Source organism: Streptococcus mitis, from assembly GCF_023109105.1.
Taxonomy (GTDB): Bacteria; Bacillota; Bacilli; order Lactobacillales; family Streptococcaceae; genus Streptococcus; species Streptococcus mitis_BW.
This window is the reverse complement of sequence record NZ_JALDTZ010000002.1, coordinates 144,374-165,180: the sequence shown is the minus strand read 5'-3', so window position 1 is coordinate 165,180 and position 20,807 is coordinate 144,374. Positions and strand designations below refer to the sequence as shown.

Below are 20,807 nucleotides of genomic sequence, written 5' to 3'. Positions count from 1 at the left end.
ATGGGGTTTTATTTGATGGTTGCTTCCATGCTACTCGGACTGCTCGCTTTGAAGATAGGTTTTTCTCAGTTCAAGGAGAAAAAAGATAAATTCTTTTCTATCTTAACAAGTTTAGCTGGCACAGCCCTTGTTCTCGTAGCTATCTGGTTAGGATGGCCAAAATAAACAGATAAACCTCGGTCAAACCGAGGTTTTTTAGATGAATTTCTTGGTAGTGGCTCAAAAATATGCTACACTATTCATATGAAAATTTTAATCCCAACAGCAAAAGAAATGAACACAGATTTGCCAAGTATCGAGGAAACTCCTTTAAGACCAGAAAGTCAGGCTGTGCTTGATGCCTTGGCCCTCTATTCTGCTAGTCAATTGGAGAGCTTTTACAAGGTATCAGCTGAGAAGGCAGCGGAAGAATTTCAGAATATCCAAGCTTTGAAAAACCAAACTGCTCAACACTACACAGCCTTGAAACTTTTTGATGGGCTTATGTACCGTCACATTAAGAGAGACAAACTGACCGAGGTAGAACAAGTCTATCTTGAAAATCATGTCTTCATCACGTCGGCTTTGTACGGAGTCGTTCCAGCCTTGTCACCTATGGCTCCTCACCGTTTGGACTTTTTGATGAAGTTAAAAGTCGATGGTAAGACTTTGAAGAGCCATTGGAAGGCAGCCTATGATGAAGCCATGAATGGTGAAGACCTAATTTTCTCCCTCTTGTCGTCCGAGTTTGAGACTGTATTTTCTAAGGAAATCAGAGAAAAGATGGTGACCTTCAAATTCATGGAGGATAGAGGTGGGCAGCTGAAGATTCATTCAACTATTTCAAAGAAAGCGCGTGGTGCCTTCCTGACAGCCCTAATAGAAAATCAAGTACAGACGGTGGAGGAAGCTCGTTGCTTAAGCTTTGCAGGATTTGTCTACCGAGAAGACCTGTCCCAGCCACAGGAATTGGTTTTTGTAAAGGAAGTATGAGAAGATATTTTGTATTGGACAATATGTATCATCAGCTATTTTAGTTTGTAAATGAGAAAAAGCGAACAAGCTAGCCTTCTGAGTGTCAGAAAAGTAGTCTTGTTCGCTTTTTTTATGTTAGTTAGTTTAGTTACTTGATAGCATTGACCAAGTCTTGAGCTTGTTTTTCAAGTGAGTTTAGGACTGTTTCTTCAAGAACCAATTTTCCGTCTGCCCAAGCAGAGTCGTTAACACGTGCAGCAGTAAAGTCACCAACGACTTGTGTACGGATAAATGGCAAGAGGTCTTTGTAGATAGCGAAGAGTTGATCGTGACCTGCATTGGCTACAGATGAGACTGTGACAAACTTGTCTTGAATGGCAGAAGCACCACGTGTATCAGACAAGTCAAGGGCACGAGATAGCCAGTCAAGCAAGTTTTTCACTGTTCCAGGGATAGAGAAGTTGTAGACTGGAGAGAAGATCCAGATAGCATCAGCAGCGAGAACTGCTTCACGAGCAGCAGCTACAGCTGGATGTGTTGGAACTTCCAAATCTTGGCTGAAGAGAGGAAGGGCTGAATAATCGAGGTAGCTAACTTCCGCTTTACCAGCAAGTGCTTTTTCAGCCTCGAGAGCCATTTGGTGGTTGAAAGAATCTTGACGTAGTGATCCGACGATAAATAATACTTTTTTAGACATGATGTGTCTCCTTTTTTTAAAATTTCCGAGAACTTTCTCGTTGTTATAAAATATATTACAACAAAACAACTTGCAAGAGATTTGCTCAGAGTTTATTTGAGAATTATAAAATTGCAGAAACTCTAGTCACTTGCTATTGGAAAAGTAAGAACTGTTTTTTGGATTCTGGTTTACTTTGAAGGAAGAAATAAAATTGTTTGCTTATACTCAATGAAAATCAAAGAGCAAACTAGGAAGCTAGCCGTAGACAGTACTTGAGTACGGCAAGGCGAAACTGACGTGGTTTGAATTTGATTTTCGAAGAGTATTCTTATATTCACTTGTAATAAAGCCTAATAGATGGTAAAATAGACGAGTGAAAAAAAGACAAAAAAAAGCAAAAAATAATCTACTGTGGCAGTATGGTCTAGGGATGACGATTTTGTTTGTGGTTATCAGTGCTTCCTTCCTGTATCTGGTTTCTCTTAGCATGAAACCCTATCAAACAGCTAAAAGTGAAGGAGAAAAATTAGCTCAGCAGTATGCAGGATTAGAGCAGTCTAATCAGGTTGATTTGTATAATGGCTTGGAATCCTATTACAGCGTTCTTGGTCGTAATAAACAGCAAGAAGCACTTGCTGTCCTGATTGGAAAAGATGACCATAAGATTTACGTTTATCAGCTAAATCAGGGTGTTTCACAAGAAAAAGCGGAAGCTGTTTCTAAGGAAAAAGGAGCTGGCGAGATTGACAAGATTACCTTTGGACGTTATCAAGAAAAGCCAATCTGGGAAGTCAAGTCAGGAACTGATTTTTATCTAGTAGATTTTGAAACAGGAGCATTGGTCAATAAGGAGGGCCTATGAAACTATCCAACCGTGTTTTAGAAATGGAAGAAAGTGTGACCTTGGCTGCTGGAGCCCGTGCCAAAGCACTGAAGGCTGAGGGAAGAGATATCCTGTCTCTAACCTTGGGTGAGCCAGATTTCACTACTCCAAAAAATATCCAAGATGCCGCCATTGCATCGATTCAAGATGGGCGTGCTTCTTTTTATACAGTAACCTCAGGTCTGCCAGAGCTCAAGGCAGCGATCAATGCCTATTTTGAGCGCTTTTACGGCTATTCTGTAGCGCCAAATCAAGTGACAGTCGCTGCGGGAGCCAAATATTCTCTCTATACCTTCTTTATGGCTGTGGTCAATCCAGGTGATGAAGTTATCATCCCAACCCCCTACTGGGTCAGCTATGGCGACCAGGTCAAGATGGCAGAAGGTGTTCCAGTCTTTGTTCCTGCTAAGGAAGATAATCATTTTAAGGTGACTGTAGAGCAGTTGGAAGCAGCTCGCACAGACAAGACCAAGGTTTTGGTGCTGAATTCGCCATCCAATCCGACAGGAATGATTTACACCCGTGAGGAACTCTTGGCAATAGGAAATTGGGCTGTAGAAAATGATATTCTCATCCTTGCAGATGATATCTATGGGCGCTTGGTCTATAATGGCCATGAATTCACACCGATTTCTAGCTTATCTGAAGCGATTCGCAAGCAAACAGTGGTCATCAATGGTGTGTCTAAAACCTATGCTATGACTGGTTGGCGGATTGGCTATGCCGTCGGAGAAGCAGACATTATCGCTGCCATGTCTAAGATTGCAGGTCAAACGACTTCGAACTCTTCAGCAGTAGCCCAGTATGCAGCAGTTGAGGCTCTATCAGGTGAGCAAGATACTGTAGAAAACATGCGTCAGGCTTTTGAGGAACGATTAAATACCATCTATCCCCTTCTTGCCGAGGTGCCTGGATTTGAGGTGGTCAAACCACAAGGAGCCTTCTACCTCTTCCCAAATGTCAAAAAGGCAATGGAGATGAAAGGTTATACGGATGTGACAGAATTTACAACTGCTATCCTAGAAGAAGCTGAAGTGGCCTTGGTAACGGGAGCTGGCTTCGGAGCTCCAGAAAATGTACGCCTCAGTTATGCGACAGACCTAGACACGCTTAAAGAAGCAGTTAAACGCTTGAAAGCATTTATGGAAAAATAAAAGAAAAAGAAAAGGAAAAATAATGACAAAACGTGTAACGATTATTGATGTAAAAGACTATGTTGGTCAGGAAGTGACGATTGGCGCTTGGGTTGCCAACAAATCAGGAAAAGGAAAAATCGCTTTCTTGCAATTGCGTGATGGAACGGCCTTCTTCCAAGGTGTAGCCTTCAAACCAAACTTTGTAGAAAAATTTGGTGAAGAAGTGGGACTTGAGAAGTTTGATGTGATCAAACGCTTAAGCCAAGAAACTTCTGTTTATGTGACAGGTATTGTCAAAGAAGACGAACGTTCTAAATTTGGTTATGAGTTGGATATTACAGACATTGAAGTAATTGGTGAATCTCAAGACTACCCAATTACACCAAAAGAACACGGAACAGACTTCTTGATGGATAACCGCCACTTGTGGTTGCGTTCACGCAAACAAGTCGCTGTTATGCAAATCCGTAACGCAATCATTTATGCAACTTATGAGTTCTTTGACAAGAACGGCTTCATGAAGTTTGATAGCCCAATTCTTTCAGGAAATGCTGCGGAAGACTCTACAGAACTTTTTGAAACGGACTACTTCGGAACTCCAGCCTACTTGAGCCAATCAGGTCAGCTTTACCTAGAAGCAGGTGCTATGGCTCTTGGTCGTGTCTTTGACTTTGGTCCCGTATTCCGTGCTGAAAAATCAAAAACTCGCCGTCATTTGACTGAGTTCTGGATGATGGACGCAGAGTACTCATACTTGACACATGATGAGTCACTTGACTTGCAAGAAGCTTATGTAAAAGCCCTTCTTCAAGGTGTTCTTGACCGTGCGCCTCAAGCCCTGGAAACCTTGGAACGTGATACAGAACTATTGAAACGCTACATCGCAGAGCCATTCAAACGCATCACTTACGATCAAGCTATTGACCTCTTGCAAGAGCATGAAAATGATGAAGATGCTGACTATGAGCATCTTGAGCATGGAGATGACTTTGGTTCACCACATGAAACTTGGATTTCAAACCACTTTGGTGTACCAACATTTGTCATGAACTACCCAGCAGCCATCAAGGCTTTCTACATGAAACCAGTTCCTGGAAATCCAGAGCGCGTGCTCTGTGCAGACTTGCTTGCTCCAGAAGGTTATGGAGAAATCATCGGTGGGTCTATGCGTGAAGAAGACTATGATGCCCTTGTCGCTAAGATGGATGAACTTGGCATGGATCGTACAGAGTACGAATTCTACCTTGACCTTCGTAAATACGGTACAGTTCCACACGGTGGATTTGGTATCGGTATCGAACGTATGGTAACCTTTGCAGCAGGAACAAAACACATCCGTGAAGCCATTCCATTCCCACGTATGTTGCACCGTATCAAACCGTAAGAACAGGAAAACGCCCATGTGGCGTTTTTTCGAATTCCAGAGTTTTTACTTGCGTAAAAAATTATTTTCTAGTATAATAGTTTATTGTGAGCGAACCTCACTTACCCCTTGCAAAGTCTTGGGGTCATTAGACCAAAAGGAGGAACATATCAATGGCTAAATACGAAATTCTTTATATTATTCGTCCAAACATTGAAGAAGAAGCTAAAAACGCTTTGGTAGCACGTTTTGACTCTATTTTGACTGACAATGGTGCAACTGTTGTTGAATCAAAATCTTGGGAAAAACGTCGTCTTGCATACGAAATCAAAGATTTCCGTGAAGGACTTTACCACATCGTTAACGTTGAAGCAAACGACGACGCAGCTCTTAAAGAGTTTGACCGTCTTTCAAAAATCAACGCTGACATTCTTCGTCACATGATCGTCAAAACTGACGCGTAAGAAGGTAAACTATGATTAACAATGTTGTACTTGTAGGGCGTATGACACGTGATGCTGAGTTACGTTATACCCCATCAAATGTAGCAGTTGCGACTTTTACTCTTGCAGTAAACCGTACATTTAAGAGTCAAAATGGCGAACGCGAGGCTGATTTTATCAATGTCGTTATGTGGCGCCAACAGGCTGAAAATCTTGCTAACTGGGCTAAAAAAGGTTCACTTATCGGGGTGACAGGTCGTATCCAGACTCGTAGTTACGATAACCAGCAAGGACAACGTGTCTACGTGACAGAGGTCGTGGCTGAGAATTTCCAAATGTTGGAAAGCCGTAGTGTGCGTGAGGGTCATACAGGTGGAGCTTACTCTGCACCAAGTTCAAACTATTCAGCACCTACAAATTCAGTACCAGACTTTTCACGTGATGAAAATCCATTTGGAGCAACAAATCCATTGGATATTTCAGATGATGATTTACCATTCTAATGGACAATTAAAATTATAAAGGAGAAAAAACATGGCTCAACAACGTCGTGGCGGATTCAAACGCCGTAAAAAAGTTGATTACATCGCAGCAAACAAAATTGAATATGTTGATTACAAAGATACTGAGCTTCTTAGCCGTTTCGTTTCAGAACGTGGGAAAATCCTTCCTCGTCGTGTAACAGGAACTTCAGCTAAAAACCAACGTAAAGTAACAACAGCTATCAAACGCGCTCGCGTAATGGCTTTGATGCCTTTCGTAAACGAAGATTAAACAAAAGACCCCGGCGGGTCTTTTTTTCACGAGCTTTGAAATGAGAGAGCGAGTTTGGTCCAGTGGACCTCTTTTTCACGAGCTTTGAAATGAAAGAGCGAGTTTGCTCCGGGTGGACCTTTTTTTATGAGTTCAGGAATTCAAGACCCGGCTAGTTCTTTTTCCTGGATCTATAAACGTGCTATAATGATAGTAGGAATTTTTATAGGAATTTTTAAAGGAGCATCTTATGAAGGAAAACGCTATTATTAGAAAAATGATTGAATCGGATATCAAACACCTGTTCCAAGGTTTTATCAATCAGGGTTGGTCTGGTAGAGAGGAAATTTTGGCTAGATATTTTCTGGAACAGGAAAGCGGGGAGAGAGAAGTCTTAGTTGCGGAAATTGATGGTGCTGTAGCGGGCTACGTTACCATTTTGCCCTCTGCTAAACATGGTCCTTTTGCAAGAGTCTATCCAGAATTATCAGATTTTAATGTGTTTGAGCCTTTTCGAAATCAAGGGGTTGGGAATCAACTGCTAGAAGAAGCAGAAAAACGAGTCAAGTTTGTTTCGAGCAAGGTCACTCTTGGTGTAGGTTTGCACTCAGGCTATGGTCCTGCCCAGAGATTGTATATCAAACGAGGCTATATTCCAGATGGTTCAGGCGTTTGGTATCGAAACCAACCTTTGGAAATGAATGCCACTATTCAAAATAATGATGATTTAGTTTTATACTTATCCAAGGACTTACAATAAAACTGGAAACTTTTTGAAAATAGGGGATTTAGCTACTTTATGGTATAATAGAAAGAGTTATACTCTTCGAAAATCTCTTCAAACCACGTCAACGTCGCCTTGCCGTAGATATGGTTACTGACTTCGTCAGTTCTATCTGCAACCTCAAAACAGTGTTTTGAGCTGACTTCGTCAGTCTTATCTACAACCTCAAAGCAGTGCTTTGAGCAACCTGCGGCTAGTTTCCTAGTTTGCTCTTTGATTTTCATTGAGTATTAGATTGAAAGAGGTAGTGAGATGGATGCCAAATTAAGATATAAGGCAAAGAAGATCAAGATTGTCTTTTTTGATATTGATGATACATTACGAAATTCCAAAACCGGTTTTATTCCAGCTTCAATCCCAACTGTTTTTAAGCAATTACGTGAGAAAGGAATCTTAACAGGTATTGCTTCTGGACGAGGGATTTTTGGTGTTGTACCAGAGATTCGTGACCTCAAGCCTGATTTTTTTGTAACCTTAAATGGGGCCTATATCGAAGACAAAAAAGGTCAGGTCATTTACCAACATCAGATTGAGAAGTCAGATGTTGAAGAGTATATCTCTTGGACCAAGCAAGAAGGAATTGAGTATGGCTTGGTTGGGAGTCATGATGCTAAGTTGTCGACCCGCACAGATATGATTAGTGAAGCTATCAATCCAATTTACCCTGATTTGGATGTGGATCCTGATTTTCATGAAAAAGAAGACATCTATCAAATGTGGACTTTTGAAGATAAGGGAGATGACTTGCACTTGCCTGACAGTCTCTCTGATAAACTTCGCATGGTTCGTTGGCATCAACATTCGTCTGATATTGTTCCGATTTCAGGCTCCAAAGCGACGGGTGTGGAAAAGGTTGTGGAACACCTTGGCTTGAAACCAGAGAACGTCATGGTCTTTGGAGATGGCCTCAACGACTTGGAACTCTTTGATTATGCTGGGATCAGCGTTGCTATGGGAATTTCTCATGATAACATCAAAGAAAAAGCAGATTATATTACAAAAACACTAGAAGAAGATGGCATTTTTGATGCCTTAGAAGGATTTGGTATGGTAGAAAAAGAATTGCATTTCCCACAAGTAGATATTGAAACAGTAGAAGGTCCTCTTGCGACCATTAAGACTAATCACGGAGACTTGCGTATCAAGCTCTTCCCTGAACATGCTCCTAAAACAGTAGCTAACTTTGTAGCTCTTTCAAAAGATGGCTACTATGATGGTGTCATTTTCCACCGTATTATCAAGGACTTTATGATTCAAGGTGGAGACCCAACTGGAACTGGTATGGGTGGCGAGTCAATCTACGGCGAATCATTTGAGGATGAATTCTCAGAAGAACTTTACAATATCCGTGGTGCTCTTTCTATGGCTAATGCTGGGCCAAATACCAACGGCAGCCAGTTCTTTATCGTGCAAAATCAACACCTGCCTTATTCTAAAAAAGAGATTGCTCGTGGTGGTTGGCCAGAACCGATCGCAGAAATCTATGCTAACCAAGGTGGAACTCCTCACTTAGACCGCCGTCATACAGTTTTTGGTCAGTTAGCTGATGAAGCTTCTTACGCTGTTTTGGATGCCATTGCTGCTGTTGAGACAGGGGCTATGGACAAACCAGTTGAAGATGTTGTGATTGAAACAATTGAAATCGAGGACTAAGATGAAAATCGGTGATAAGCTAAAGGGGCGTATTACAGGGATTCAGCCCTACGGAGCCTTTGTTGAACTAGAGACGGGTGATACAGGGCTGATTCACATTTCAGAGATTCGGACAGGATTTATTGAAAATATCCAAGAAGCCTTGAAAGTCGATGAAGAGGTTCTGGTTCAGTTAGTGGATTTAGATGAATTTACAGGGAAAGCTAGTCTTTCTATCCGTACTTTGGAGGAAGAAAAACACCAGTTTCCGAGACGGAGACGTTTTTCAAGCGACCGTTTTAACTACGGCTTTGCTCCTCTCAAACGAATGATGCCAATTTGGACCAAGGAAGCCCTTCAACATTTGAAGAATCAGAAGCACTAGTTAGAAACCTCTATCTTTTGTAATGTTAATATAAATTTGCTATAATAGGACCATGGAAGAAGAACAATTATTAAAATCAGGGGAGCGCATTAACCAGCTCTTTTCGACAGATATCAAAATCATTCAAAATAGAGAGGTGTTTAGCTATTCGGTGGATAGTGTTCTCTTGTCACGCTTTCCACGTTTCCCTAAGAAGGGATTGATTGTAGATTTCTGTGCTGGGAATGGGGCAGTGGGGCTATTTGCTAGTACTCGAACTCAGGCGCAGATTTTGGCTGTTGAGATTCAGGAGCGTTTGGCAGATATGGCTGAACGCTCTGTCCGTTTGAATGGTTTGGAGGAGCAGATGGAGGTCATCTGTGATGATTTGAAAAATATGCCTTCTCGTATACAGGGAAGCAAGGTGGATATGATTTTGTGTAATCCGCCCTATTTCAAGGTGGATCCTCATTCTAATCTGAACGAGAGCGAGCATTATCTCTTGGCGCGTCATGAAATCACGACCAATTTGCAGGAAATCTGTCGTAGTGCCCAGAGTATTCTCAAGTCTAATGGGCGTTTGGCCATGGTTCATCGTCCTGATCGACTTTTAGATATCTTGGACAGCTTGCAACGGCATAATCTAGCCCCTAAGCGCCTGCAGTTTGTTTATCCAAAAAGAGAAAAGGAGGCCAATATGCTCTTGATTGAGGCTATCAAGGATGGCTCGACAAGTGGTTTTAAGGTCTTGCCACCTCTCATTGTCCACAATGAGGATGGCTCTTATACTCCGGAACTCGAAGAGATTTATTATGGATTATAAGGCTTATATGTATGTGCTGGAGTGCCGTGACGGGTCCTACTATACGGGTTATACGACTGACGTGAGAAAACGCCTCGCTGTCCACAATAGTGGGAAGGGAGCCAAATATACACGAGCACGCTTGCCAGTCAAACTTATCTATGCTCAAGGTTTTGCCAGTAAGGAAGAAGCCATGTCAGCTGAAGCCCTTCTCAAGCGTAAGAAGCGACCGCAGAAGGAAATATTTTTATCTGAAAATCAAGATAGGAATTTACTCATACTCAATGAAAATTAAAGAGCAAACTAGGAAGCTAGCCGTAGTCAGCTCAAAGCACTGCTTTGAGGTTGTAGATAAGACTGACGAAGTCAGCTCAAAACACTGTTTTGAGGTTGCAGATAGAACTGACGAAGTCAGTAACCATATCTACGGCAAGGCGAAGCTGACGTGGTTTGAAGAGATTTTCGAAGAGTATCAGTTATTTTGAAGAATCGTGGGGAGTCTCCTTTGACTCCTCTTACTTTTGTCAAAAAGCGAAAAAAATGCTACAATAAAGAGAATAAACAAAATGAGGTATTATCATGTCTAAGATTCTAGTATTTGGTCACCAAAATCCAGACTCAGATGCCATCGGGTCATCTGTAGCCTTTGCCTACCTTGCAAAAGAAGCTTACGGTTTGGATACGGAAGCTGTTGCCCTTGGAACTCCAAATGAAGAAACAGCCTTTGTCTTGAACTATTTTGGTGTGGAAGCACCGCGTGTTATCACTTCTGCTAAAGCAGAAGGCGCAGAGCAAGTTATCTTGACTGACCACAATGAATTCCAACAATCTGTATCAGATATCGCTGAAGTAGAAGTTTATGGTGTTGTAGACCACCACCGTGTGGCTAACTTTGAAACTGCAAGCCCGCTCTACATGCGTTTGGAGCCAGTTGGATCAGCATCTTCAATTGTTTACCGTATGTTCAAAGAACATGGTGTAGCTGTTCCTAAAGAAATTGCTGGTTTGATGCTTTCAGGTTTGATTTCAGATACCCTTCTTTTGAAATCACCAACAACACACCCAACAGATAAAGTGATTGCTCCTGAATTGGCTGAATTGGCTGGTGTAAACTTGGAAGAATATGGTTTGGCTATGTTGAAAGCTGGTACAAACTTGGCAAGTAAATCTGCAGAAGAATTGATCGACATCGATGCTAAGACTTTTGAACTCAACGGAAACAATGTCCGTGTGGCTCAAGTCAATACAGTTGATATTGCTGAAGTATTGGAACGTCAAGCTGAAATCGAAGCAGCTATCCAAGCTGCAAATGCAGCTAACGGCTACTCTGACTTTGTCTTGATGATTACAGACATCGTCAACTCAAACTCAGAAATCTTGGCTCTTGGTTCAAACATGGATAAGGTTGAAGCAGCCTTTAACTTCAAACTTGAAAACAACCATGCTTTCCTTCCAGGTGCTGTTTCACGTAAGAAACAAGTGGTGCCTCAGTTGACAGAAAGCTTTAACGCTTAAGATTTTGGGTGTCAGTTGAAAATAGGAAAGTCTAGTTTGACTTATATCGAAAGGAGTTTTGGCTCCTTTTTTTCTAGGAGTGAAGCATGTTAGAAAATGGTGATTTGATTTTTGTGAGAGATGAGTCAGATATGGGACAGGCTATCCAGACTTCCACAGGCAACTATAGCCATGTAGCCATCTATTTGGATGAGATGATTTACCATGCTAGTGGAGAATTTGGTGTTGTCTGTCAAGAACCAGCAGACTTCTTTGAGTCCAATCACTTGTACGACCTCTATGTCTACCCAGAAATGGATATCCAGTCGGTGAAGGAGAGAGCTTGTAAGCATCTTGGAGCTCCCTACAATGCTTCTTTCTATCCAGATGGCGCTGGTTTTTACTGTTCCCAGTATATGGCAGAAATCCTACCGATTTTTGAGACTATTCCTATGAAATTTGGAGATGGGGAGCAGGAGATTAGTGATTTTTGGAGGGAGTATTATAGAAAACTAGGTCTGCCAGTTCCTCTAAACCAAGCTGGGACCAATCCAAGTCAGTTGGCAGCGTCGCCTCTGTTAGAATGTAAAGAAAGGAATCTTCATGATTCAGATTTTTAATCCATCTCGTTTGACGAGACAGCCATTTTTTGGAGAATTAATCCGCTATCTGGACCAGCATGAGGATGTGATTTTGCGAGAAATTAAGGCTCAATTTCCAGATGTAGCAGTTGATAAACTCATGGAAGAGTATATAAAGGCAGGCTTGATTCGTAGGGAAAATAAGCGCTATTACCTTAATCTTCCTACGTTTGAATCACTCGATAGTCTGAAACTGGATCAAGAGATTTTTGTCAGCGAAGATAGTCCGGCCTATCAAGCCTTGTTAGAGCAGAGTTTTGATACGGAATTGAGCAATCAAACCAATGCAGCTATTTTAGTTGAACAGACGGACTTTGCGAGATCAAAAATGACCCTGTCCAATTATTTCTACAAGGTCAAACATCAGTATCCTTTGACAGAAAAACAACAGGAACTCTATGACATTTTGGGAGATGTCAATCCTGAGTATGCTCTCAAATATATGACAACTTTTTTGTTGAAATTTCTTAAAAAAGACCAGCTTATGCAGAAACGCCGTGATATCTTTGTGGACAGTTTGGTTGTCCTAGGTTATATTGTCCAAAATGAAGATGGAAAGTATGAGTTGGCCGTCGATTTTGATAAAGAAAGATTAACTTTCTACTTGTTCTGATTTTTTATCTCTGAGCACATTGTTTGACTTGATGATATAATGAGTATATACTTAGAATAACGATAACACTTATCGGAATAAACCTAAAGGAGACAATCATATGTCACTTGAAAACAAATTGGAACAAGCAACAGGCGCTATCAAAGAAGGATTTGGTAAAGTTACTGGGGATAGCAAGACTGAAGCAGAAGGCGCAGTAGAAAAGACAGTTGCTAAGGCAAAAGAAGTAGTTGAAGATGCTAAAGGTGCTGTAGAAGGTGCCGTTGAAGGTTTGAAAAACGCTTTTAAATAAAGATATAAAAAATCAAGGGTTTCATTTCCCTTGATTTTTTATACTCAATTAAAATCAAAAAGCAAACTAGGAAACTAGCCACAGGTTGCTCAAAGCACTGCTTTGAGGTTGCAGATAAGACTGACGAAGTCAGTCACATATATAATCCAAGGTGAAGCTGACGTGGTTTGAAGAGATTTTCGAAGAGTATTACTATCTTATAAATAATGTTCTGCGACGGCTGCGTCTCCTGGATAGGCTTCTTTCTTGCCTTGGACGATTTGGTAGCAATCGGCACCCTTACCAGCAATAATAACTGCATCTAATTCTTGACTTGTGATAGCCATGGCTGTCTTGATGGCTTCTTTGCGATCCGCAATTTTTGCAACAGGATGGTTGATATAGCTACTAATTTCATCTGCAATGGCCATTGGGTCTTCATAGTTGGGGTCATCAGCAGTTAGAAAGACTTGAATCTCAGGGTGTTGATTAAGGAGGAGGCCAAAGTCCTTACGACGGCTTTCTCCCTTGTTTCCTGTCGAACCTAACACCAGAGCAATCTTTCCAGTTTGATGAGTTTCAACAACATTGATTAGTTTTTTCAGACTATCACCATTGTGGGCGTAGTCGATGAAGACCTTGGCGCCGTTTTTCTGAGTGAGGACTTCCATACGACCAGGAACTCGGGTTGCAGCGATTCCTTTTTTGATATCCTCAAGACTAGCTCCGAGACGAAGGCAAGCAAGTCCAGCTGCAACGGCATTTTCTTGGTTGAAGTGTCCAATCAGTTGAATATCATAATCACCAGCGAGTTTACCACTAGCTGAAAAACTAAAGGCTTTGGAATTCTCGATTTGATTATTTGATTGGCTACCATAGAAATCATGGTCTTGATCTGCCACTTGTTCTTTTAGTACAGAGAAGTGGTCCATGTCACTGTTAATGATGACTGCTCGGCTATTTTTCATCAAGAGACGTTTGTGGTAGAAGTAGTCTTCAAAGCTAGGGTGTTCAATCGGGCCGATATGGTCTGGACTGATATTGAGGAAAACTCCCACATCAAAGGTTAGACCATAGACACGTTTGACCAGATAGGCCTGACTGGATACTTCCATGATGAGGTGGGTACGGTCATTTTGCACAGCCTGATTCATCATGTCAAATAGGTCAATGCTCTCAGGAGTTGTCAATGCAGACTTAAAGAAAGTCTTGCCATCTAAAGTTGTGTTCATGGTCGAGAGCATAGCAGGTCGATGCCCTTGAGATAATATGTTATAAGCGAAATAGGCTGCTGTAGTCTTACCCTTAGTACCAGTAAAGGCAAGGAGTTTGAGTTTTTCCTGTGGATTCCCATAAAACTCCATGGCTATCAAAGACATAGCTTTCTTGATATCGCTGACGATAATAGCAGGAATACCAACTTCATAGTCTTCTTCAGCCACATACCAACCGAGGCCTTGAGAGATGGCAGAAATCAGAAATTCCTTTTTAAAGGCAGCACCCTTGACGAAAAAGAGGCTCTTCTCTTTGGCCTTGCGGCTATCATAGCAGATGGTGTCAAATACGACATGGCTGTAGTTGTAGTGATAATGTCCTTGGTCGATAATCTCACGGAAGAGATCATCTTTCTTTAAAATATCTAATACGGTTTCAATCTTAATCATACTTTCTATTGTAAACCGAAAGTCGTAAATTTACAAGTGACAAGGAAAAGTTTATAATGGAAGATGAGGAATTTTTCCTAGTTATTAAAATTAAATGAGGAATCTATGTCTAACGAAAACAATCACCAGCAGGCCCAGATGTTACGGGGGACTGCTTGGCTAACGGCTAGTAACTTTATCAGTCGTCTACTCGGTGCCATTTATATCATCCCTTGGTATATATGGATGGGGTCTTATGCGGCTACAGCAAATGGTCTCTTTACTATGGGCTACAATATCTATGCCTGGTTCTTGCTGATTTCAACAGCGGGAATTCCAGTTGCAGTGGCCAAGCAAGTGGCCAAGTACAATACCATGCGAGAAGAAGAGCATAGCTTTGCCCTGATTCGGAGCTTTTTAGGCTTTATGACGGGATTAGGTCTGGTCTTTGCTCTAGTCTTGTATGTCTTTGCTCCTTGGCTAGCAGACTTATCGGGTGTGGGGCAAGACCTGATCCCAATCATGCAGAGCTTGGCTTGGGCAGTCTTGATTTTTCCATCTATGAGTGTTATCCGTGGATTTTTCCAAGGAATGAATAATCTCAAACCCTATGCTATGAGTCAAATTGCTGAACAAGTTATCCGAGTAATTTGGATGCTCTTAGCGACTTTTATCATCATGAAACTCGGTTCGAAAGATTATCTATCAGCAGTTACCCAATCGACCTTTGCGGCCTTTGTGGGAATGGTAGCTAGTTTTGCAGTTTTGATCTATTTCCTTTATAAAGAAGGATTGCTTCAAAAAGTTTTTGAATCCCGAGATAAGATTGATAGTAAAGGTCTTTTGATTGATACGATTAAGGAAGCTATTCCTTTCATCCTTACTGGCTCTGCCATCCAGCTTTTCCAAATCTTGGATCAAATGACTTTTATCAATAGCATGAAATGGTTTACCAACTATAGTAATGAAGACCTAGTTGTCATGTTTTCTTATTTCTCAGCCAATCCTAATAAAATCACTATGATATTGATTTCTGTTGGGGTTTCGATTGGGAGTGTCGGTTTGCCTCTTTTGACTGAAAACTATGTCAAGGGGGATTTGAAGTCGGCTTCTCGTCTGGTTCAGGACAGCATTACCATGCTTTTCTTATTCTTGCTACCAGCAACGGTTGGAGTGGTCATGGTCGGAGAACCTCTTTATACAGTCTTCTATGGCAAGCCAGATAGTTTGGCCATGGGCTTGTTTGTCTTCGCAGTTTTGCAGTCTACTATTTTAGGTTTGTACATGGTCTTGTCTCCCATGCTTCAAGCCATGTTCCGGAATCGCAAGGCAGTTCTCTATTTTATCTATGGTTCAATTGCCAAGCTGGTCTTGCAACTTCCAACCATCGCTCTGTTCCACAGTTACGGACCTTTGATTTCCACAACCATCGGTCTCATTATTCCTAATGTTTTGATGTATCGGGACATTTGTCAAGTAACTGGTGTTAAGCGCAAGGTGATTTTGAAGCGAACCATTTTAATCAGTTTGTTAACTTTTGTTATGTTCATCATTGTAGGAACTATCCAGTGGATACTTGGATTTGTCTTCCAACCAAGTGGACGTTTGTGGAGTTTTCTATACGTAGCTCTTGTCGGTGCCATGGGTGTAGGTGTTTATGGAGTGATGAGTCTCCGTACCCATTTGTTGGATAAGGTGATTGGAAAAGCCCAAGCAGATCGCTTACGAATCAAATTAAAAATTTCTCAATAAATTTTTATAAATAAAGGGAATAATTTGAACGTTTCTATCAAGGAATGATTAAATTATTCTCTTTTTTATTATTTTGTAGAATAATTTCTATAGTTTGTAGATGGAATAATTAATTTTTTCAAAAAAACTATTGACTAAATAAAACACGAGTTGTATAATAAGACAAATATTTAAATCAGGAGGTTCTGGAGATGAAAAAGTCTAAGGCCAAGTATGCAACGCTTGCAGGTGTCGTGTTAAGTGCAGGTATTTTATTAAGTGCCTGTGGAAATTCTAGTACAGCGTCAAAAACATATAACTATGTTTACGTAAGTGACCCATCAAGTTTGAACTATCTAGCAGAAAATCGTGCAACAACCAATGATATTGTGACCAATCTGGTAGATGGTCTCATGGAAAATGACCAATATGGGAACTATGTCCCGTCCTTGGCAGAGGATTGGAGTGTTTCTCAAGACGGTTTGACCTATACCTACAAACTGCGTAAAGATGCTAAATGGTATACTGCAGATGGAGATGAATATGCTCCTGTTACTGCCCAAGATTTTGTAACTGGGTTGAAATACGCTGCTGATAAAAAATCAGAAGCCTTGTACCTAGTGCAAGAATCCGTTGCAGGTTTGGATGACTATATTAACGGTAAAACAAGCGACTTTTCAACTGTCGGAGTGAAGGCTCTTGATGACCAAACAGTTCAATATACCTTGACACGACCAGAATCTTACTGGAACTCAAAAACAACATCAACCATTCTCTTCCCAGTCAACGCTGATTTCTTGAAATCAAAAGGGGATGATTTTGGGAAGGTGGATCCATCTAGTATCTTATACAATGGTCCTTTCTTGATGAAATCCTTTGTTTCAAAATCAGTTATCGAATACAAGAAAAATCCTAACTACTGGGATGCTAAAAATGTCTTTGTAGATGATGTGAAATTGGCTTATTATGATGGTAGTGACCAAGATGCACTGGCTCGTAACTTTGTGGAGGGGGCCTATAGCTATGCTCGACTTTATCCAAATAGTTCAAGCTTTGAAGGAATTAAAGAAAAGAATAAGGATAATATCATCTATAGCATGCAAGATGCCACTTCTTATTTCTTAAACTTTAACCTGGATAGAAAATCTTATAAATTCACTTCTAAGACAAGCGATGCTGAAAAGAAATCGACTCAGGAAGCGGTTCTGAATAAAAACTTCCGTCAAGCTATTAACTTTGCCTATGACCGTACAGCCTATGGGGCTCAATCTCAAGGAGAGGATGGTGCAACTAAGATTTTGCGTAATCTAGTCGTTCCTCCAACATTTGTAAGTATCAATGGAAAAGACTTTGGTGAAGTAGTAGCCTCTAAGATGGTTAACTATGGCAAGGAATGGCAAGGAATCAATTTTGCCGATGCTCAGGATCCATATTACAATCCCGAAAAAGCCAAGGCTAAATTTGCAGAGGCTAAGAAAGAACTCCAAGCTAAAGGAGTCCAATTCCCTATCCATTTAGATAAAACTGTAGATTTGACCAATAAGGCAGAAATTCAAGGAATTAATTCCATGAAACAATCAATTGAATCTGTCTTGGGGTCTGATAATGTTGTGATTGATGTTCACCAACTCTCTACTGAAGACTTTGATAATACAAGCTATTTGGCTCAGACTGCAGCTCAGAAAGATTACGATCTATACAACGGTGGTTGGAGTGCAGACTATCAAGACCCTTCAACCTATCTTGATGTCTTTAACGTTAATTCTGGTGGTCTGATGCAAAATCTAGGTTTAGAGCCAGGTGAAGCCAATGATAAGGCTAAGGCTGTTGGGCTGGATGTTTATACTCAAATGCTGGAAGAAGCTAACAAGGAACAAGATCCAGCTAAACGTTATGAAAAATATGCTGATGCCCAAGCTTGGTTGGTAGATAGCTCTCTAGCAATTCCAAATGTTTCACTGGGCGGAACACCAACATTGAGAAAAATTGTTCCTTTCTCAACACCATATTCATTGGCTGGAAATAAGGGTGTCGAATCATATAAATACCTCAAATTACAAGATAAAACAGTCACAAAAGACGAATATGAAAAAGCTAAGGAAAAATGGCTGAAAGAAAAAGAAGAATCTAATAAAAAAGCCCAAGAAGATTTGGCAAAACATGTTAAATAAGGATTTTTCAAGAAAAACGATGGTTTCGAAGGAAATTGTCGTTTTTTTTATATAGTTTGAAACTATAACTAGCTCTTGAAAAGAAGAAAATGAGTTGATGCAAATAAGTGGTACAATAGTTACTATAGATTTGGAGGTATTGTATGAGCAAGGAATTACACATTAACACAATTTTGGCCCAGGCGGGTATTAAGTCAGATGAAGCGACAGGAGCCTTGGTGACACCGCTTCATTTTTCAACGACCTATCAACATCCAGAGTTTGGTCAATCTACTGGTTTTGACTATACGCGTACCAAAAACCCAACTCGCAGCAAGGCTGAAGAAGTCTTGGCAGCTATTGAGTCAGCAGACTATGCCCTAGCTACTAGCTCAGGGATGTCAGCTATTGTATTGGCCTTTAGCGTCTTTCCGGTAGGTAGTAAGGTCTTGGCAGTGCGTGACCTTTACGGTGGTTCTTTCCGCTGGTTCAATCAAGTGGAGCAGGAAGGCCGTTTCCATTTCACCTATGCCAATACAGAAGAAGAGTTGATTGCCGAGTTAGAGAAGGATGTGGATGTTCTCTATATCGAAACACCAACCAACCCTTTGATGTTGGAATTTGATATTGAAAAACTAGCAAAATTGGCTCATGCTAAGGGTGCCAAAGTGGTGGTGGACAATACCTTCTATAGCCCTATCTACCAACGTCCAATTGAAGATGGAGCAGATATCGTTCTTCATTCAGCAACCAAGTATCTAGCAGGTCACAATGATGTCTTGGCTGGTGTGGTTGTAACTAATAGTTTAGAACTATACGAGAAGCTTTTCTACAATCTCAATACGACAGGGGCAGTCTTGTCACCGTTTGACAGCTATCAATTGATTCGTGGTCTCAAGACCTTGTCACTTCGTATGGAGCGCTCCACAGCCAATGCCCAAGAAGTGGTTGCCTTTTTGAAGGATTCTCCAGCAGTTAAGGAAGTTCTCTACACTGGGCGTGGAGGGATGATTTCCTTTAAAGTAGCAGACGAGAAGCGTATTCCTCATATTTTGAACAGCCTCAAGGTCTTCTCTTTTGCGGAAAGTTTGGGTGGGGTGGAAAGTCTCATTACTTATCCAACGACACAAACTCATGCTGATATTCCAGCAGAAGTGCGTCATTCTTATGGTTTGACAGACGACCTCTTGCGCTTGTCAATTGGGATTGAAGATGCTAGAGATTTGATTGCAGATTTGCGCCAAGCCTTAGAAGGATAAGAAAAATATGGGAAAATATGATTTTACAAGCCTGCCCAATCGTTTAGGGCACCATACCTATAAATGGAAAGAGGCGGAAACGGATAGTGAAGTCCTGCCAGCTTGGATAGCGGATATGGACTTTGTAGTCTTGCCTGAAATCCGTCAAGCCGTGCAGACTTACGCTGATCAATTGGTCTATGGCTATACTTATGCAAGTGAAGAGTTAATTAAGGAAGTTCAAAAGTGGGAAGCTACACAACACGGTTATCACTTTGACAAAGAAGCTCTTGTCTTTATCGAGGGTGTGGTGCCAGCCATCTCAACAGCTATTCAAGCCTTCACAAAAGAAGGCGAAGCTGTTTTGATTAACACGCCTGTCTATCCACCTTTTGCTCGCAGTGTCAAGTTGAACAATCGTAGATTGATTACTAATTCTTTGGTGGAAAAGGATGGTCTGTTTGAGATTGACTTTGACCAACTGGAGAAGGATTTGGTGGAAGAGGATGTCAAACTTTATATCCTCTGCAACCCTCACAATCCTGGTGGACGTGTGTGGGAAAAGGAAGTGTTGGAGAAGATTGGTCAACTCTGCCAAAAACACGGTGTTTTGCTAGTTTCAGATGAGATTCACCAAGATTTGGTCCTCTTTGGTTACAAACACCAGTCTTTCAATACCATTAATCCTGCCTTCAAAGATTTTGCGATCGTCTTGAGCAGTGCTACTAAAACTTTTAATATTGCTGGGACAAAAAATTCTTATGCAGTCATTGAAAATCCTAAGTTGAGAGTGGCTTACCAGAAACGCCAGTTAGCAAATAACCAGCATGAAATTTCAGGCTTGGGTTATTTGGCGACAGAAGCTGCCTATCGCTATGGGAAGGATTGGCTAGAGGAACTCAAGCAAGTATTTGAAGACCATATCAATTATGTGGTGGAACTATTTGCTAAAGAGACTAAAATCAAGGTTATGAAACCGCAAGGAACCTACTTGATTTGGCTTGATTTTTCAGCCTATGACCTGACTGATGAAACATTGCAAGAGCTGTTGAGAAATGAAGCCAAGGTTATTCTTAATCGTGGTTTGGATTTTGGGGAGGAAGGAAGTCTTCATGCCCGCCTCAATGTAGCCATGCCCAAATCTCTACTGCAAGAAGTTTGTCAGCGGATTGTGACGACTTTTGGCAAACTTTAAAAATCAAGCCTTCTAGGAGAAAAGTCTTTCTAGAAGGC

25 protein-coding genes are annotated in these 20,807 nt (G+C 41.1%); 22 read left to right on the top strand and 3 right to left on the bottom strand.

Annotated features, from left to right (window positions below):
• Nucleotides 1-165: a YczI family protein gene (locus M1F37_RS02365; RefSeq protein ID WP_247934617.1), complete on the top strand. Its 165-nt coding sequence runs from the start codon at nucleotides 1-3 to the stop codon at nucleotides 163-165.
• Nucleotides 166-243: 78 nt separating this feature from the next.
• On the top strand, nucleotides 244-972 hold the full coding sequence (yaaA, locus tag M1F37_RS02360; RefSeq protein ID WP_247934563.1) for a peroxide stress protein YaaA: 729 nt from the start codon (nucleotides 244-246) through the stop codon (nucleotides 970-972).
• Nucleotides 973-1,102: 130 nt separating this feature from the next.
• Here yaaA and M1F37_RS02355 read toward each other — a convergent pair whose 3' ends face one another.
• On the bottom strand, nucleotides 1,103-1,651 hold the full coding sequence (locus tag M1F37_RS02355; RefSeq protein ID WP_247934562.1) for an NADPH-dependent FMN reductase: 549 nt from the start codon (nucleotides 1,649-1,651) through the stop codon (nucleotides 1,103-1,105).
• Nucleotides 1,652-2,006: 355 nt separating this feature from the next.
• Here M1F37_RS02355 and M1F37_RS02350 point away from each other — a divergent pair, with 355 nt between their 5' ends.
• The 7 genes from M1F37_RS02350 (at nucleotide 2,007) to M1F37_RS02320 (ending at nucleotide 6,971) form a co-directional block, all read left to right on the top strand.
• Nucleotides 2,007-2,495, top strand: a complete 489-nt coding sequence (locus M1F37_RS02350) for a DUF5590 domain-containing protein (RefSeq protein ID WP_247934561.1) — start codon at nucleotides 2,007-2,009, stop codon at nucleotides 2,493-2,495.
• Nucleotides 2,492-3,670 (top strand): pyridoxal phosphate-dependent aminotransferase, encoded by a 1,179-nt coding sequence (locus M1F37_RS02345; protein WP_247934560.1) that lies wholly within the window; start codon nucleotides 2,492-2,494, stop codon nucleotides 3,668-3,670. Before M1F37_RS02350 ends, M1F37_RS02345 begins: the two co-directional genes overlap by 4 nt.
• A 22-nt stretch (nucleotides 3,671-3,692) precedes the next feature.
• On the top strand, nucleotides 3,693-5,036 hold the full coding sequence (gene asnS / locus M1F37_RS02340) for an asparagine--tRNA ligase (protein WP_000167160.1): 1,344 nt from the start codon (nucleotides 3,693-3,695) through the stop codon (nucleotides 5,034-5,036).
• A gap of 152 nt (nucleotides 5,037-5,188) precedes the next feature.
• Nucleotides 5,189-5,479, top strand: a complete 291-nt coding sequence (gene rpsF / locus M1F37_RS02335; protein ID WP_001151778.1) for a 30S ribosomal protein S6 — start codon at nucleotides 5,189-5,191, stop codon at nucleotides 5,477-5,479.
• Nucleotides 5,480-5,490: 11 nt separating this feature from the next.
• A complete protein-coding gene (ssbA, locus tag M1F37_RS02330) occupies nucleotides 5,491-5,961 on the top strand; it encodes a single-stranded DNA-binding protein SsbA (protein ID WP_000609602.1) in 471 nt (156 codons plus the stop codon).
• A 31-nt stretch (nucleotides 5,962-5,992) separates the two neighbouring features.
• Entirely contained in the window at nucleotides 5,993-6,232 is a 240-nt protein-coding gene (rpsR, locus tag M1F37_RS02325) for a 30S ribosomal protein S18 (RefSeq protein ID WP_000068664.1), read from the top strand.
• Nucleotides 6,233-6,461: 229 nt separating this feature from the next.
• On the top strand, nucleotides 6,462-6,971 hold the full coding sequence (locus tag M1F37_RS02320) for a GNAT family N-acetyltransferase (RefSeq protein WP_247934559.1): 510 nt from the start codon (nucleotides 6,462-6,464) through the stop codon (nucleotides 6,969-6,971).
• A 32-nt stretch (nucleotides 6,972-7,003) separates the two neighbouring features.
• Here M1F37_RS02320 and M1F37_RS02315 read toward each other — a convergent pair whose 3' ends face one another.
• Nucleotides 7,004-7,219 carry a hypothetical protein gene (locus M1F37_RS02315; RefSeq protein ID WP_247934558.1) on the bottom strand — a complete coding sequence of 72 codons (216 nt, stop codon included), beginning with the start codon at nucleotides 7,217-7,219 and terminating at the stop codon, nucleotides 7,004-7,006.
• Between the two features lie 28 nt (nucleotides 7,220-7,247).
• Here M1F37_RS02315 and M1F37_RS02310 point away from each other — a divergent pair, with 28 nt between their 5' ends.
• From M1F37_RS02310 to M1F37_RS02270, 9 genes are all read left to right on the top strand, one after another.
• Nucleotides 7,248-8,648: a bifunctional Cof-type HAD-IIB family hydrolase/peptidylprolyl isomerase gene (locus M1F37_RS02310; protein WP_247934557.1), complete on the top strand. Its 1,401-nt coding sequence runs from the start codon at nucleotides 7,248-7,250 to the stop codon at nucleotides 8,646-8,648.
• Nucleotide 8,649: 1 nt separating this feature from the next.
• Nucleotides 8,650-9,012, top strand: a complete 363-nt coding sequence (locus M1F37_RS02305) for a S1 RNA-binding domain-containing protein (RefSeq protein WP_247934556.1) — start codon at nucleotides 8,650-8,652, stop codon at nucleotides 9,010-9,012.
• A 52-nt stretch (nucleotides 9,013-9,064) separates the two neighbouring features.
• A complete protein-coding gene (locus M1F37_RS02300; protein WP_247934555.1) occupies nucleotides 9,065-9,814 on the top strand; it encodes a tRNA1(Val) (adenine(37)-N6)-methyltransferase in 750 nt (249 codons plus the stop codon).
• On the top strand, nucleotides 9,804-10,088 hold the full coding sequence (locus tag M1F37_RS02295; RefSeq protein WP_247934554.1) for a GIY-YIG nuclease family protein: 285 nt from the start codon (nucleotides 9,804-9,806) through the stop codon (nucleotides 10,086-10,088). Before M1F37_RS02300 ends, M1F37_RS02295 begins: the two co-directional genes overlap by 11 nt.
• The gene (locus tag M1F37_RS02290; RefSeq protein WP_247934553.1) at nucleotides 10,078-10,278 is read left to right on the top strand and encodes a hypothetical protein; all 201 of its coding nucleotides are present in this window, start codon (nucleotides 10,078-10,080) and stop codon (nucleotides 10,276-10,278) included. Before M1F37_RS02295 ends, M1F37_RS02290 begins: the two co-directional genes overlap by 11 nt.
• A 94-nt stretch (nucleotides 10,279-10,372) precedes the next feature.
• Nucleotides 10,373-11,308 carry a manganese-dependent inorganic pyrophosphatase gene (locus M1F37_RS02285; protein ID WP_247934552.1) on the top strand — a complete coding sequence of 312 codons (936 nt, stop codon included), beginning with the start codon at nucleotides 10,373-10,375 and terminating at the stop codon, nucleotides 11,306-11,308.
• An 86-nt stretch (nucleotides 11,309-11,394) separates the two neighbouring features.
• Entirely contained in the window at nucleotides 11,395-11,907 is a 513-nt protein-coding gene (locus tag M1F37_RS02280; protein WP_247934551.1) for a YiiX/YebB-like N1pC/P60 family cysteine hydrolase, read from the top strand.
• Nucleotides 11,891-12,541, top strand: a complete 651-nt coding sequence (locus M1F37_RS02275; protein WP_247934550.1) for a DUF1803 domain-containing protein — start codon at nucleotides 11,891-11,893, stop codon at nucleotides 12,539-12,541. The genes M1F37_RS02280 and M1F37_RS02275 overlap by 17 nt, the downstream gene beginning before the upstream one ends.
• A gap of 100 nt (nucleotides 12,542-12,641) precedes the next feature.
• Nucleotides 12,642-12,833, top strand: a complete 192-nt coding sequence (locus tag M1F37_RS02270; protein ID WP_000051184.1) for a CsbD family protein — start codon at nucleotides 12,642-12,644, stop codon at nucleotides 12,831-12,833.
• Nucleotides 12,834-13,030: 197 nt separating this feature from the next.
• Here the strand turns inward: M1F37_RS02270 and M1F37_RS02265 are convergent, their stop codons facing one another.
• Nucleotides 13,031-14,476, bottom strand: coding sequence for a UDP-N-acetylmuramoyl-L-alanyl-D-glutamate--L-lysine ligase (locus tag M1F37_RS02265; protein WP_247934549.1), 1,446 nt, complete (start codon nucleotides 14,474-14,476; stop codon nucleotides 13,031-13,033).
• 105 nt (nucleotides 14,477-14,581) lie between these two features.
• On the opposite strand from M1F37_RS02265, the gene M1F37_RS02260 reads away from it, so the two are divergent.
• From M1F37_RS02260 to M1F37_RS02245, 4 genes are all read left to right on the top strand, one after another.
• Nucleotides 14,582-16,207, top strand: coding sequence for a putative polysaccharide biosynthesis protein (locus M1F37_RS02260; protein ID WP_247934548.1), 1,626 nt, complete (start codon nucleotides 14,582-14,584; stop codon nucleotides 16,205-16,207).
• A 191-nt stretch (nucleotides 16,208-16,398) separates the two neighbouring features.
• Nucleotides 16,399-18,357, top strand: a complete 1,959-nt coding sequence (locus M1F37_RS02255; RefSeq protein WP_247934547.1) for a peptide ABC transporter substrate-binding protein — start codon at nucleotides 16,399-16,401, stop codon at nucleotides 18,355-18,357.
• Between the two features lie 143 nt (nucleotides 18,358-18,500).
• The gene (locus tag M1F37_RS02250) at nucleotides 18,501-19,595 is read left to right on the top strand and encodes a cystathionine gamma-synthase (protein WP_247934546.1); all 1,095 of its coding nucleotides are present in this window, start codon (nucleotides 18,501-18,503) and stop codon (nucleotides 19,593-19,595) included.
• A 7-nt stretch (nucleotides 19,596-19,602) separates the two neighbouring features.
• Nucleotides 19,603-20,769 carry a MalY/PatB family protein gene (locus M1F37_RS02245; RefSeq protein ID WP_247934545.1) on the top strand — a complete coding sequence of 389 codons (1,167 nt, stop codon included), beginning with the start codon at nucleotides 19,603-19,605 and terminating at the stop codon, nucleotides 20,767-20,769.
• The last annotated feature ends 38 nt before the right edge of the window (nucleotides 20,770-20,807 follow it).

Bases quoted from the DNA above. Each gene is read 5' to 3' on its own strand.
- M1F37_RS02365 (WP_247934617.1), top strand. From the start codon at position 1: ATGGGGTTTTATTTGATGGTTGCTTCCATGCTACTCGGACTGCTCGCT.
- yaaA (WP_247934563.1), top strand. From the start codon at position 244: ATGAAAATTTTAATCCCAACAGCAAAAGAAATGAACACAGATTTGCCA.
- M1F37_RS02355 (WP_247934562.1), bottom strand. From the start codon at position 1,651: ATGTCTAAAAAAGTATTATTTATCGTCGGATCACTACGTCAAGATTCT.
- M1F37_RS02345 (WP_247934560.1), top strand. From the start codon at position 2,492: ATGAAACTATCCAACCGTGTTTTAGAAATGGAAGAAAGTGTGACCTTG.
- asnS (WP_000167160.1), top strand. From the start codon at position 3,693: ATGACAAAACGTGTAACGATTATTGATGTAAAAGACTATGTTGGTCAG.
- rpsF (WP_001151778.1), top strand. From the start codon at position 5,189: ATGGCTAAATACGAAATTCTTTATATTATTCGTCCAAACATTGAAGAA.
- ssbA (WP_000609602.1), top strand. From the start codon at position 5,491: ATGATTAACAATGTTGTACTTGTAGGGCGTATGACACGTGATGCTGAG.
- rpsR (WP_000068664.1), top strand. From the start codon at position 5,993: ATGGCTCAACAACGTCGTGGCGGATTCAAACGCCGTAAAAAAGTTGAT.
- M1F37_RS02320 (WP_247934559.1), top strand. From the start codon at position 6,462: ATGAAGGAAAACGCTATTATTAGAAAAATGATTGAATCGGATATCAAA.
- M1F37_RS02315 (WP_247934558.1), bottom strand. From the start codon at position 7,219: ATGAAAATCAAAGAGCAAACTAGGAAACTAGCCGCAGGTTGCTCAAAG.
- M1F37_RS02310 (WP_247934557.1), top strand. From the start codon at position 7,248: ATGGATGCCAAATTAAGATATAAGGCAAAGAAGATCAAGATTGTCTTT.
- M1F37_RS02305 (WP_247934556.1), top strand. From the start codon at position 8,650: ATGAAAATCGGTGATAAGCTAAAGGGGCGTATTACAGGGATTCAGCCC.
- M1F37_RS02300 (WP_247934555.1), top strand. From the start codon at position 9,065: ATGGAAGAAGAACAATTATTAAAATCAGGGGAGCGCATTAACCAGCTC.
- M1F37_RS02295 (WP_247934554.1), top strand. From the start codon at position 9,804: ATGGATTATAAGGCTTATATGTATGTGCTGGAGTGCCGTGACGGGTCC.
- M1F37_RS02290 (WP_247934553.1), top strand. From the start codon at position 10,078: ATGAAAATTAAAGAGCAAACTAGGAAGCTAGCCGTAGTCAGCTCAAAG.
- M1F37_RS02285 (WP_247934552.1), top strand. From the start codon at position 10,373: ATGTCTAAGATTCTAGTATTTGGTCACCAAAATCCAGACTCAGATGCC.
- M1F37_RS02280 (WP_247934551.1), top strand. From the start codon at position 11,395: ATGTTAGAAAATGGTGATTTGATTTTTGTGAGAGATGAGTCAGATATG.
- M1F37_RS02275 (WP_247934550.1), top strand. From the start codon at position 11,891: ATGATTCAGATTTTTAATCCATCTCGTTTGACGAGACAGCCATTTTTT.
- M1F37_RS02270 (WP_000051184.1), top strand. From the start codon at position 12,642: ATGTCACTTGAAAACAAATTGGAACAAGCAACAGGCGCTATCAAAGAA.
- M1F37_RS02265 (WP_247934549.1), bottom strand. From the start codon at position 14,476: ATGATTAAGATTGAAACCGTATTAGATATTTTAAAGAAAGATGATCTC.
- M1F37_RS02260 (WP_247934548.1), top strand. From the start codon at position 14,582: ATGTCTAACGAAAACAATCACCAGCAGGCCCAGATGTTACGGGGGACT.
- M1F37_RS02255 (WP_247934547.1), top strand. From the start codon at position 16,399: ATGAAAAAGTCTAAGGCCAAGTATGCAACGCTTGCAGGTGTCGTGTTA.
- M1F37_RS02250 (WP_247934546.1), top strand. From the start codon at position 18,501: ATGAGCAAGGAATTACACATTAACACAATTTTGGCCCAGGCGGGTATT.
- M1F37_RS02245 (WP_247934545.1), top strand. From the start codon at position 19,603: ATGGGAAAATATGATTTTACAAGCCTGCCCAATCGTTTAGGGCACCAT.